Source organism: Glaciihabitans tibetensis (genome assembly GCF_003003265.1).
GTDB lineage: Bacteria > Actinomycetota > Actinomycetes > Actinomycetales > Microbacteriaceae > Glaciihabitans > Glaciihabitans tibetensis.
Map to the genome: position 1 here is coordinate 43,774 of NZ_PVTL01000013.1, position 12,590 is coordinate 56,363.

Annotated in this window: 11 protein-coding genes; 8 read left to right on the forward strand and 3 right to left on the reverse strand. The window is 66.2% G+C overall.

The genetic code is table 11. From position 1 onward, the window contains the following. The first annotated feature begins 4 nt into the window (after nt 1-4). The 5 genes from B0I08_RS17255 (at nt 5) to B0I08_RS17275 (ending at nt 6,577) form a co-directional block, all read left to right on the forward strand. Nucleotides 5-2,509 carry a DUF4118 domain-containing protein gene (locus B0I08_RS17255; RefSeq protein ID WP_106215143.1) on the forward strand — a complete coding sequence of 835 codons (2,505 nt, stop codon included), beginning with the start codon at nt 5-7 and terminating at the stop codon, nt 2,507-2,509. Next, the gene (locus tag B0I08_RS17260; RefSeq protein WP_106215145.1) at nt 2,506-3,228 is read left to right on the forward strand and encodes a response regulator; all 723 of its coding nucleotides are present in this window, start codon (nt 2,506-2,508) and stop codon (nt 3,226-3,228) included. Before B0I08_RS17255 ends, B0I08_RS17260 begins: the two co-directional genes overlap by 4 nt. A gap of 7 nt (nt 3,229-3,235) precedes the next feature. Continuing rightward, nucleotides 3,236-3,802: a hypothetical protein gene (locus B0I08_RS17265; RefSeq protein ID WP_106215147.1), complete on the forward strand. Its 567-nt coding sequence runs from the start codon at nt 3,236-3,238 to the stop codon at nt 3,800-3,802. A gap of 108 nt (nt 3,803-3,910) precedes the next feature. Continuing rightward, nucleotides 3,911-5,932 (forward strand): APC family permease, encoded by a 2,022-nt coding sequence (locus B0I08_RS17270; RefSeq protein ID WP_181243478.1) that lies wholly within the window; start codon nt 3,911-3,913, stop codon nt 5,930-5,932. Nucleotides 5,933-6,001: 69 nt separating this feature from the next. After that, nucleotides 6,002-6,577 carry an NAD(P)H-dependent oxidoreductase gene (locus B0I08_RS17275; RefSeq protein WP_106215149.1) on the forward strand — a complete coding sequence of 192 codons (576 nt, stop codon included), beginning with the start codon at nt 6,002-6,004 and terminating at the stop codon, nt 6,575-6,577. Between the two features lie 37 nt (nt 6,578-6,614). Here B0I08_RS17275 and B0I08_RS17280 read toward each other — a convergent pair whose 3' ends face one another. Further along, complete coding sequence (locus tag B0I08_RS17280; protein ID WP_106215171.1) at nt 6,615-7,508, reverse strand: helix-turn-helix transcriptional regulator; 894 nt, start codon at nt 7,506-7,508, stop codon at nt 6,615-6,617. 135 nt (nt 7,509-7,643) lie between these two features. Between B0I08_RS17280 and B0I08_RS17285 the strand changes: the two genes are divergently transcribed. Genes B0I08_RS17285 through B0I08_RS17295 form a run of 3 tightly spaced genes read left to right on the forward strand, consistent with a single transcriptional unit; the run spans nt 7,644 to nt 9,663 of the window. After that, entirely contained in the window at nt 7,644-8,888 is a 1,245-nt protein-coding gene (locus B0I08_RS17285; protein ID WP_106215151.1) for an MFS transporter, read from the forward strand. Further along, a complete protein-coding gene (locus tag B0I08_RS17290; RefSeq protein ID WP_106215153.1) occupies nt 8,885-9,211 on the forward strand; it encodes a carboxymuconolactone decarboxylase family protein in 327 nt (108 codons plus the stop codon). Before B0I08_RS17285 ends, B0I08_RS17290 begins: the two co-directional genes overlap by 4 nt. 47 nt (nt 9,212-9,258) lie before the next feature. Further along, nucleotides 9,259-9,663, forward strand: coding sequence for a cupin domain-containing protein (locus tag B0I08_RS17295; RefSeq protein WP_106215155.1), 405 nt, complete (start codon nt 9,259-9,261; stop codon nt 9,661-9,663). Nucleotides 9,664-9,756: 93 nt separating this feature from the next. Here B0I08_RS17295 and B0I08_RS17300 read toward each other — a convergent pair whose 3' ends face one another. Continuing rightward, entirely contained in the window at nt 9,757-10,677 is a 921-nt protein-coding gene (locus tag B0I08_RS17300) for an SDR family NAD(P)-dependent oxidoreductase (RefSeq protein ID WP_219905708.1), read from the reverse strand. Nucleotides 10,678-10,902: 225 nt separating this feature from the next. Further along, nucleotides 10,903-12,303 carry an MFS transporter gene (locus B0I08_RS17305; protein ID WP_106215157.1) on the reverse strand — a complete coding sequence of 467 codons (1,401 nt, stop codon included), beginning with the start codon at nt 12,301-12,303 and terminating at the stop codon, nt 10,903-10,905. Between the last annotated feature and the right edge of the window lie 287 nt (nt 12,304-12,590).

The window sequence follows — 12,590 nt, forward strand, 5'->3', positions numbered from 1 at the left end:
AACAGTGAAACGAGGGCGGCTCCGCGTTCTGCTCGGCGCCGCCCCCGGCGTGGGCAAGACCTACGCCATGCTCGAAGAAGGTGCCCGCATGGGCGCCGAGGGTAAGGATGTTGTCGTCGCGGTCGTGGAAACCCACGGCCGCGCCGCCACGGCTGGGCTGCTGCATGACCTGGAGGTGCTCCCCCGCACCACCGTGGAGCATCGCGGGGTGGAGCTTTCCGAGATGGACCTCCCCGGCGTGCTGGCCCGAAGGCCCGCGATCGCACTGGTCGACGAACTGGCGCACACCAACGCGCCGGGCTCCGTGAACGAAAAACGGTGGCAGGACGTCGAGACCCTGCTCGCCGCCGGCATCACCGTGATCTCGACCGTCAACGTGCAGCACATCGAATCGCTCAGCGACGTGGTCGAGCAGATCGTCGGTGCGCCGCAACGGGAAACGATCCCCGACGCGGTGCTGCGCAAGGCCGACCAGATCGAGGTCATCGACCTGGCACCGCAGGCGCTCCGCGACCGCCTCGCCGAAGGCAATGTGTACCCCGCGGCGCGGATCGACGCGGCCCTATCTAACTTCTTCCGCCTCGGCAACCTGACCGCGTTGCGCGAACTGGCGCTGCTGTGGCTCGCCGACGAGGTGGACAGCGCGCTGAAAACATACCGGGGCGAACACGGCATCGACAACAAGTGGGAGGCGCGCGAGCGGGTGGTGGTTGCCCTCACCGGCGGGCCAGAAGGCGAGACGCTCATCCGCAGGGGTGCCCGGATCGCCGCCCGCTCCGCCGGAGGTGAACTCCTCGCGGTGCACGTCAGCAGCCAAGACGGTCTCAGCGAGACCCATCCCGGTGCCCTCTCCGCGCAACGTGCGCTGGCAGAAAAGCTCGGCGGCACCTACCACCAGGTGGTGGGAAACGACGTCCCTCGAGCGCTCGTGGACTTCGCGAAGGCGTCGAACGCCACCCAACTCGTGATCGGTGTCAGCCGCCGCAGCCGGATTGCCGCGGCAGTGACCGGCCCGGGAATCGGTGCGACGGTGATTCGCGAGTCCGGCCTGATCGATGTGCACATCGTCACCCACGCCGCAGCAGGCGGCCGCTTCACGCTGCCGCGGGTCGGAGGAGCGCTCACCGCCCGCCGCCGCCTCCTGGGACTCGCGGTCGCGCTGGTGGTCGGCCCGCTGCTGACCCTGTTGCTGTCGGGACTCCGAAGCGACGACTCCATCGCGAGCGATGTGCTCAGCTTCCAGCTCCTGGTGGTTGTGGTCGCGTTGATCGGAGGCATCTGGCCCGCGCTGTTCGCGGCTGTGCTTTCTGGGCTCACCCTCGACTTTTTTTTCATCGAGCCGGTGTACAGCGTCACCATCGCGAGCCCCCCGCACGCCCTCGCGCTCGCCCTGTACATCGCCAACGCCGTTCTCGTCAGCTACGTCGTTGATCAGGCGGCTCGACGCTCGCGCTCGGCCGTTCGCGCGCTTGCCGAGTCCGAGCTTCTGGCGACGATCGCCGGAAGCGTGTTGCGCGGCCAGGATGCCCTCCACGCGCTGATCTCCCGCACCCGCGAAGCATTCGGACTGAGCTGCGTGCGCGTCGTCGCCGATGGGGACGTGCTGTACACCTCCGGTCACTCAGTTGAGGGCGAGCACGTGACGACCATCCCCGCGGGAGAGCGCGGATCATTGGAACTCGTCGGGCCCGACCTCCGAGCGTCGGAACGCCGACTCCTCGCCGTGATAGCCGCCCAGGTCGACGCGGCGCTGGAGCACAACGCTCTCACCAAACAAGCGGAAGAAGTCGCGCCGCTCGCTGCGGCGGACCGGATGCGCAGCGCCCTGCTCGCCGCGGTCGGGCACGACCTCAGGCGACCCCTCGCAGCGGCGACCGCGGCGATCAGCGGACTTCGATCAGCGGATGTCGTGTGGTCAGACTCCGATCGGACCGAACTGCTCGCAACGGCCCAGGAGTCCCTCGAATCTCTCGCCGCGCTTGTGACGAACCTCCTCGACGCCAGCCGGCTTCAGGCGGGGGCACTCGCGGTGTCCCCGAGCGTTTTGGACGTCGCCGAGGTCGTCCTGCCCGCGCTCGATGAGCTGGGACTCGGCCCAGCTGACGTCGAACTCGCCATCGCTGATGAGCTTCCGGAGGTCGTCGCCGACGCGGGACTGCTGCAACGCGTGCTGGTAAATCTGCTGGACAATGCGCGCCGGTTCAGCCCTCCTGGCTCTCCCCCGCGCCTTTCGGCAAGCGCGTTTGCCGGCACGATCGAGATTCGGATCACCGACCGGGGGCCCGGGGTCTCCTCGGATCGGATCGACGACATTTTTGTGCCGTTCCAGCGCCTCGGCGACACCGATAACACGACCGGGCTTGGCCTCGGACTCGCGCTGTCGAAGGGATTCGTCGAGGGTATGGCCGGCACCCTCCATGCGGAGGACACCCCGGGCGGCGGCCTCACCATGGTCGTGTCGCTCCCGGCGGCGCCCGGAGACAACCGCGGAGAGGAGGGCGGCGCGTGAAGATTCTCGTTGCCGATGACGACCCACAGATCATCCGGGCGCTCAAAATCACACTGGGCGCCCGGGGCTACAGCATTGTCACCGCCGCAAATGGCGCCGAGGCACTCGACCGGGCCATCGATCACCACCCGGACCTCGTGATGCTCGACCTGGGCATGCCCCACCTCACCGGCATTGAGGTGATCGAGGGCATTCGCGGGTGGAGCCAGGTGCCGATCCTCGTGGTATCCGGACGCAGCGGGGCAACCGACAAGGTTGAGGCCCTCGACGCCGGGGCGGACGACTACGTCACCAAGCCGTTCTCCATCGAAGAGTTGCTCGCGCGGATCCGTGCCCTCACGCGCCGGGTCCCGACCGAGGAGGCCGAACCGGTCGTCGAGTTCGGCGTTGTCAGCGTCGACTTCTCCGCGAAGCAGATCCAGCGCACGCGAAACGAGACCACGGAATCCGTGCGGCTCACCCCGACGGAGTGGCGCATCCTGGAGATACTGGTGCGCAGCGGCGGCCGACTCGTAACGCGCGAAGCGCTCCTCACCGAGGTCTGGGGTCCGCACCACTCCGCGGATACCGGCTACCTGCGGTTGTACCTGGCGCAACTGCGCAAAAAACTCGAGCCGGTTGCCTCGCGGCCGCGCCATCTGGTGACCGTACCCGGCATGGGATACCGGTTCCTCGGCGACGACGGGGCTGCTTCCGGCGACGGGGCCGGTCGCGCATAGATGTCGTATGGAACGAACCGACGACCGCATGGAGCTCGTTAGGCCGGAGGCGGGAATCACCACAAGCCAGCACGCTGGCTACATGAGAATTTCTGCGGCACACCCACCGATCACTGCGCCAGATACCTGGCCCGCATTCACCGTTCACACCGAGCAGGACGTGGTGATCGCGGCAATCTCGATGCTTCGCCTGGTCGACCTGTGCGGCACACCCTGCGTGCACACCGCGGACGCGGTGCAGCCCCGCTCAGGCGGGCGCCCGTCGAACACGGAGACGGCGTCAGTTGTGGTGGCGCGGGTACTCCACGTCGAGTGGCGCAGCGACCTTCGACTCCACGTTTACATCGACGCGGATGTCCGCGGGTGCCAGCCCGCCGGTGGTGAGTTGCGCGTGATCGGACGCGAGTCTTCGGAACACTCGGCGACCACCACGATCGAGGTCAACGGGCTGACCGGGCCTGGCAGCGGGTTTGCCACGCGAGTACCGGCGGACGTGCGCGCCGGAGACCTCCTGGTAATCCCGTGTTGCGGGCCCACCATTCTCCACGACGTCAAAATCCTTACGGAACCCTAACGCTGGATCGGGGTTCGGCCCCGCGCCGAACCCCTACCGTTGTAATCTCGTGCGGAGAATGTCGCGTAGACATCGCAGACAGTGCAGACAACGCAGACAACGCAGAGAATGACGGGGTATCAGGTGGCGCAGGTGGTGCCCAGCGCGGCAAAGAAAACGACGGGCACGACGGGCACCGACTCGACGCCCGTTCACCGCAGCACGCGGAGCGCGGCGAGCGCGTGGTTGCTCGACGGGCTTACCGACAGATCCGGTTCCCACCCCGGACCCCACGCCGACTCGGTGGAGAAGACCCACTCCTGGTGGCGGGTCATGTGCCTCACCGGCGTTGACTACTTCTCGACACTCGGCTACCAGCCCGCGATCGCGGCGGTCGCGGCCGGCCTGCTGTCGCCGCTGGCTACCATCGTGTTGGTGGCGCTCACCCTGTTCGGCGCCCTGCCCGTCTACCGCCGTGTCGCCCGGGAGAGTTTCCGCGGCGAGGGTTCGATCTCGATGCTCGAACGTCTCCTGCCCTGGTGGGGCGGCAAACTGTTTGTGTTGGTGCTGCTCGGCTTTGCCGCGACCGACTTCATGATCACCATCACTCTGTCGGCCGCAGACGCAACCGCCCACGCCGTCGAAAACCCGTTCGCCCCGGCCTGGTTCGAGGGCAACGAGGTGCTGATCACCCTCGTCTTTGTCGGGTTGCTTGCCGCCGTTTTCCTTCGCGGATTCAAAGAGGCCATCTCGATCGCCGTAGTGCTCGTCGCCGTCTTTCTCGCTCTCAACGCGATCGTGATCGCCGTCTCCTTCGTTCATATCGGCAGCGATTTCACCGTGGTGGATGACTGGTGGCAGGCCCTCACAGCCCAGCACAGCAACCCGCTACTCATGGTGGGAATCGCGCTGCTGGTTTTCCCAAAGCTGGCGCTCGGGCTCTCCGGGTTCGAAACAGGTGTCGCCGTCATGCCGCAGATCAAGGGTGGGCCCAAGGACACCCCCGAAAACCCGGAAGCCCGCATCAAGGGCGCGCAGCGACTGCTCACGACCGCGGCGCTCATCATGAGCGCGTTCCTCATCACTTCGAGCATCGTCACGACGTTCCTCATCCCCCAGTCCGAATTCCAGCCCGGCGGCGAGGCCAACGGCCGCGCCCTCGCCTACCTCGCACACGAGTACCTCGGCGACGGTTTCGGCACCCTGTATGACGTCAGCACCATCTGCATTCTCTGGTTCGCCGGAGCATCCGCGATGGCCGGCCTGCTCAACCTCGTGCCGCGCTACCTTCCGCGGTATGGCATGGCTCCCCAGTGGGCTCGCGCCGTGCGCCCGCTCGTGATCGTCTTCACGGTCATCGCCTTTGCGATCACGATTGCATTTCAGGCGGATGTCGACGCACAGGGTGGCGCGTATGCGACAGGTGTTCTCGTGCTCATCACCTCTGCTTCGGTGGCGGTGACTCTCTCCGCGCTGCACAAGAACCAGCGCAAGCGCACGATCGGATTCGCGATCATCTCCGTGGTCTTCGTCTACACCACGGTGGTCAATGTGATCGAGCGGCCCGATGGAGTGCGCATCGCCGCTCTGTTCATTCTCGGCATCATGGTGGTCTCGCTCGTCTCGCGCGTGCAGCGGTCGTTCCAGCTGCGCGCGACATCCGTTCAACTCGACCCGACTGCCGAGCGCTTTGTCACCGCCGACACGAACGACCACGGATCGATCCACGTGATCGCGCACGAACCAGACGCCGACGACAGTGCGGACGAATACCGCATGAAACTCCACGACGAACGCCGCGACAGCGGCATCCCCGCCCGCGCACCCGTGCTGTTCCTGGAGGTCTACCCGGGCGATTCCTCCAACTTCGAGGAGGACCTCGTGGTTCGTGGGGTCATGCGGAACGGATATCGCGTGCTCCAGGTCAGCAGCGGAAACGTGCCGAACACGCTCGCGGCGGTGCTCCTGGCCATCCGCGACCAGAGCGGGATTGTTCCGAACGTCTACTTCGAATGGACCGAAGGCAATCCGTTGTCCAACATGTTCCGCTTCCTTATCACGGGAACGGGCGAGGTGGCGCCGGTCACGCGCGAGGTTCTGCGCCGGGCCGAACCCAACACGACCCACCGGCCGAACGTGCACGTGGGGTAATTGGGAATATACGGACCGCGGTCCGGTTATGGGTTAGGTACGCGTCCCTAACTTTCGAAGGAATGAACCATGACTGACACCAATATTCTCGTCCTTGTCGGTAGCCTGCGCTCCGGTTCCAAGAATCGCCAGCTTGCTGAGGTTGCCACGGATGTCGCGGCCGAGGGCGTCACCGTCTCCGTCTTCGAGGGCATCGCTGACCTTCCCTTCTACAACGAAGACATCGACGTCGAGGGTTCGGTTCCCGCTGCCGCCGTCGACTTCCGCGCTGCAGCCAACGCCGCGGACGCATTCCTTCTCATCACCCCCGAGCACAACGGCACCATCCCCGCCGTGCTCAAGAACGCCATCGACTGGGCATCGCGTCCGTTCGGCCAGGGAGCGCTCACCGGCAAGCCCCTCGCCGCAATCGGCAGCGCCTACGGCCAGTTCGGCGGAGTGTGGGCACAGGACGAGGTGCGCAAGTCGACCGGAATCGCGGGAGCCAACGTGCTCACCGATGTCACCCTGTCGATCCCGGGCTCGGTCGTGCGTTTCGCTGAGATCCACCCGAAGGATGACGCGGAGGTCGTCGAGCAGCTGACCGCGGTCGTTGCCGCCGTCGCCGCCGCGGTCACCGCAGTCGAGCCGACCGCCGCCGCGTAGTACCTCACGCAGACTTCACGCCGCGGCCCCGCGTCTTCTAGACCGGGGTGCGCGGCTGCGTCTGGTCGGGTACCGTCGCGTTCGTGGCGGCCCAGCTGGCGAGAAGCCTGAGACGTTCCTGGCTCGGGGAGCCGGGCTCTGCGGTGTAGATCATGAGCACGGTGCCGGGGTCAGCCGTGATGGCGAGCTCTTCGTAGGCGAGAGTGAGCTCGCCGACAACCGGATGGTTGAAACGTTTTGTACCGGTGCCGTGGGTTCGCACGTTGTGCGCGCCCCAGAGCTGGCGGAACGTGTCACTGCAGGTCGACAGTTCGCCGACCAGGTCCTGCAGGCCCTTGTCGTTCGGGTCGCGACCCGCCTCCGTGCGCATGATTCCGACGCACATCGCTGCGAAGAGGTCCCAGTCGGGATAGAAATCGCGGGATGCAGGATCGAGAAACTGGAACCGCGCGAGGTTCGGGGTACGGCCGCCCTCGCCGATGAGCGGGGAGTAAAAGGCGCGGCCGAGCTCGTTCGTCGCGAGAAGATCCTGATGCTGGTCGCGCACGAAGGCGACCCCATCGGTGATGGTACCCAAAACCCACTGAAGGCTCGGGCGGGTGCCCGCGTTTTTGCCTGAACGCCGTCGGGTGCGGCCGGACAGGGGGATGCCGTCTGCCGCACGGGCCAGGTCGAAGAGGTGTGTGCGCTCGGTGTCATCGAGCTGCAGCGCACGCGCCAGAGCGTCGAGGACCGATGAGGAGGCGCCGGCGATGGCTCCGCGTTCGAGTTTGGCGTAGTACTCGACGCTGACGCCGGCGAGGATAGCGACCTCGTTGCGGCGTAGACCCGCGACTCGTCGGTTCGGCCCGGCGGGAAGCCCAGCCTGTTCTGGGGAGATCTTCGCGCGCCGTGACATGAGGAACTCGCGTACCTCGGCTTGATTGTCCATGTCCATGTCCACGACGATACGGCGCAGAAGCACGGCGTGGGGTGTCCTGCTGGTACACCTCTTTATAGAGACTCCCTCGAACCGCGAGGCGAAGGTTGACTGGGGGCATCCCCCAGCAACCGAAGGAGTTTTCCCATGCGCGGAGACGTCTCGCACGCCCCCGGCGACGTTCGGACCGACGATGTTCGCATCGGCGACGTTCGGATCGAAGACGAGCAGTCCATTCGACGACTCCCGATTGTCAGCCTCGCCCTGCTTGCGGTGATCGGTTTTGTGCTCGTCGCGATGGAGACAATGCCCGCCGGCCTGCTCCCCGTTATCGCGACCGGGATGGGAACCAGCGAAGGTACCGTCGGGTTGTTCGTCAGCGCGTACGCTCTCGGCACGGTCATCGTCACCATTCCGGCCATCAGCCTCACCCGGGGTATGCGCCGCAAGCCGCTGATCCTGACCGCAATCCTCGGCCTCGTCCTCGCCAATACCGTCACCGCCGTCTCCACGGACGTGACACTGTCGTTGATAACACGGTTCGTTGCCGGCGCCTTTTCCGGGATCATCTGGGGCATGCTCGCGGCGTATGGACGCAAAATCAGTCCGCCACGGCGCGCCGGACTCGCACTGTCAATCGTCTCCACCGGCGCCCCGGTCGGCTTCGCCCTGGGTACACCGCTCGGTTCCTGGCTGGGGACGACATTCGACTGGAGGTGGGCTTTCGTCGGCCTGACCGCGGTGGCGATCGTCGCCGGCATCCTCATCGCAGCCATCGCACCAGACGCCGACGGGCAGGCCGGGAGATCACGTCTGCCCGTCGCGCGGGTGCTGCGCATCCCCGGCATCCTCCCCATTCTGGCCGTGATTTTCGCCTGGATGCTCGCCCATAACACCATCTACACCTACATCTCCCCATACCTGCGGACCACGGGCAGCAGCCTCACGGTCGACGTGCAGCTCTTCATCTTCGGCATCGCGTCGATCGCGGGAATCGTCATCACGGGAGCACTCCTCGACCGATACCCGCGCCCACTGCTGCACGGCAGCGTCATCCTCTTCATTGCCGCGGGCCTGACGCTTCTCGTCGGCCACACCTCGACACCCGCGATCATTGTCGCGACGGTGGTTTGGGGCATCACCTTCGGCGGTGCGGCGGCTCAACTCCAGGCTGCGCTGACCACCACCGGCGGGGACGACTCAGATGTCGCCAACTCCTTCCTGCCGGTCGCGTTCAACCTCGCGATCTTTGCTGCCGGGATCGTCGGCGCCGCCCTCGTATCCGGCTTCGACGGGCTCGTTCTCCCGGTCGTCATGATTTTCTTCGGCGCGGTCGCACTCGTGTTGACCCAGCTACACGTTCCACCATCCACGAGAAGGAGATCATCATGACTGACCAGCCCAAGCAGGTAGGCGGCGGACGCCGCATGTTCGAGGACTTCGCACCGAAACTTGCCGCACTCACCGACGACGTTCTGTTCGACGACATCTGGAACCGTCCCGAACTGTCCGCGCGCGACCGCAGCCTCATCACAGTCGCGGTTCTCACGGCCGGCGGGCACACCGAGCAGCTCGGCTTCCACCTGGGCAGAGCGGTCGAGAACGGCGTCACCCAGGAAGAGCTGATCGAGGCCATCACCCACGTCACCTTCTATGCCGGCTGGCCCAAGGGCATGTCCGCTATGGGCGTGGCCAAGCAGCTCTTCTCCGAATAACTCCCTCGCGCATCCATTTCGCGTCTAGAACAACCAGGAAGCTGACCATGAAAATTCTCCCCACCACTCCGACCATGAAGAACCCTCCCGAGCAGTTCGCAGGTGACGTCTGGGTCGACTTCCTCGCACTTCCGCAGGACGGCGACCAGCGGATGACCGTTGCCACGGTGCACTTCGCCCCCGGCGCCCGCACCGCCTGGCACTCGCACGCCCGCGGCCAGTTCCTCCACGTCACCCAAGGCGTTGCCCGATTCGGCGACCGCGACGGAAGCATCGTCGAAGTCCACCCGGGCCAGACCCTCTACACACCGCCCGGGGAAGAGCACTTTCACGCAGCAGGCGGCGACGGATATATGGAACACGTCGCAATGCTCGAATCCGCCGACGACCCCTCGACCACCACCACCTGGTTCGAGCATGTCTCCGAGGCCGACCTGAACCGCCCCGCCTAGCCCCCTCGGTCGCCCGGCATCCAGCTCGACCTGAACCGCCCAGCCTCCAGCCCGACCTCCTTGCCCGGCCTCCCGCCCGACCTGCTTGGTGCCTCAGGCTGCGGTGAGACGTTCGACGCCGCTCCAGAGTTCGGCTTCGCGGCCGGGATCGTACGACTCGTCAGAGGACCGGTCGACCTTCGCGCGGTCAACATAGGAACCGGAGGGCGCCGCGGTCCTGCCCAGAACCACGTTCGCGAGGTCGCGCCCGGCGTCCTTCTGGCTCGTGGCCATCGGGGTGAGGGCCATGAGCGGCATGATGCGGCTCATCATGAATCGCGAGATCGGGTCTGCGTTGCGCGCGAGTCCGGTTCCGGGCACGAAACCGGGGTTGAACCCCACGACGTCGACACCGTCGGGCAGTCGGCGCGCGAGTTCGTGCACGAGATAGATCGCGGCGAGCTTGCTGGTCGAGTATGCGGTGCGTCCCGCGGCGGTGGTCGATGGCCTGGCGAACGCCGAGGTTTGCGCGAGTTTTTCCGGCGCTTGCCACACGGGCCCGGGGACCATGCCCATGTTGTGTTTGAAGTCGCCGAAGTGGGTGTCGCTGACCGTGATCGTGATTCGCGACTCTCGGGCAAACTGCTGCTCGAGCGCCCGGATGAAGATGTGATTCGCCAGAACGTTGACGGTGAAGGTCGCCTCGTGTCCATCCGCTCCTTCGGTGAGAGCGTTGGTGTATTGGATGCCGGCGTTGCCGACGAACCCGCGGAGCGGTGGCAGCTCCCCTCGCTGCAATTTCGTCGTGATCTCCTTGGCCGCCAGGCGAACACTGGACATCGAACCGAGGTCGGCCGAGACCGAAGACACCGAGTGTGTGCCGTTGGCCAGCTCTGCCGCGATAGCGGGACCGCTATCGCCTCGCGCGACGACGACGAGGTGAACTGTGGGATCGCCCGCGAGGATGAGCTCGGCGGCGATTCGGCCGATGCCGCGGCTCGCGCCGGTCATCACCAGAGTGTGGGTGGCAGCCATATGAGGGGCCCTTCCGTGAAATGTGTGGCATCGGGTGATGCTCAGACGACATTTCCAGCACGCGCCGGGGCCAACCAGTACCCCGCTCGACGGTGGGACTGCCAGTACCAGCATTCGACGAAGATCCTCCGAGGGTGCAGCGAGTGCGCGAAGCGTGTGCGTGAAGCATTCGGTGATACCTGGCCCTGCGGCGAGTGAGGCACTATGCCTGCAGTGGGTCGGCTGCTACGCCGTGGGCGTGCGCGCGTCGTAGTCGCGCATCGCCGGCCGCAGGCGCATCAGCACCGTGACCAGCGCGATGATCATCAGGCCGCCGAGAACCGGCGGAAACCACAGTGCGGCCAGCGACGCGAGGATCCCCGCGTAGAGATCGCCGACTCGCGGGCCGCCCCCGACCACAACGAAGAACACACCCTGAAGGCGTCCGCGCATCTCGTCCGGCGTGGCGGTCAGAAGGATGGTGGAGCGGAATATCGCACTGATCTCGTCGGAAACGCCCATGCCGACAAGCGCGATCACCGCGAGCACCAGCGCTATGACCACAACCGGTGCCGGGTTTGCACCCGCCTCACCAAACCACCCGAACTCCGTCGCCGCGACCACGGCTCCGAACAGTGCGACGCAGCCGCCGTACACAGCAATCGATCGCTGGACGGCGAGGCCGTGACGGTGGACGTGGCGCACCGGACCGCTGAACAGACTCGCCAGGAACGCTCCAGCCGCGATCGACGCGGTGAGCACCCCGACGGTGACCGCTCCCCCGCCGATCACGGTCGCGCCGATCGCCGGGAACAGCACGAGCGGGCGGCCGAACGTCATTGCGATGATGTCCACGATGAAACTCATCTGCACGATCGGCGCCGAGCGCAGGTAGTGCAGTCCGTCGCGCAGTGACTTCAGCCCGGGGCGGGCGGTTGCGGCAAGAGGCTTCAGTTTCGGCAGGGTAAGGATGCCGAGGAAGCCGATGCTGAACAGCGCGGCATCCACCGCAAAGGTCAACGGAAAACCGATGGACGCCACGAGCACCCCAGCGAACGCGGGCCCGATGGTGAACTGCAGCCCACCGGAGATGCCGTTCAACGCGCTCGCCCGGGACACCATGTCGGCGGGCAGGATGCGCGGAATCACCGCGGAACGCGTCGCCTGCGAGATGGTCGACGCCATGGTTGTGGTCGTGGTCAGCGCGTATAGCGGCCAGAGGGGAACGTGATTGGGCCCGTAGAGGGCTTCCGCGGTGGCAAAACCTACGAGCCCGAGAATACTGAGCCAGCTGATGATGGCGGTCGTGATGAGTACCCGGCGGCGATCGAAGGCGTCAGCTAGCATCCCACCCCACAGCCCCGCAATGATCATCGGAACCAGCGCGATCCCGCCGACGAGGGCCACGGCGAGGGTGGACCGGGTGAGTTCGTAGACCTGCAGGCCCACGGCGACGACGGTCAGCTGCGCGCCGATGCCCGAGACGAGCGACCCCACCCAGAGGCGGGCGAACGCCGGGGATGCGCGCAGCGGCGAGAGGTCGACGAAGAGCCTGCGCTTGCTTTGGGGCGTCGGCTGGGGCTGAGGCTTGGGCTGGGGCTCGCGCTCGGTCGTGGGCTCGTCGGTCGTGGGCTCGTTCGTACTCATAAAGCGGCAGCCCTCGCTACTCAGGTGAAGGCGTCAGGTTGCCCGGGAACACGCGAATCCGTCACGATCGCGCCCCAGCGAGGCTATCCCATGGCGAATCTGCGGTGCAGGCGGATGCCGCGGGGCCAAGCCCTCGCCGAGCGGGCAGTTCCCGCCGTAGATCCAGCCGCAACCGCGCCGAGCGGGCTGCTACGGGCGTTGTCAAGCTGTGTGGAGTCAGTGGGGTTAGTTGGTGCCGGTTTTTTCGGGGAGATGGTTGATTCCGACGATGCCGGCGGGTGCGGGTG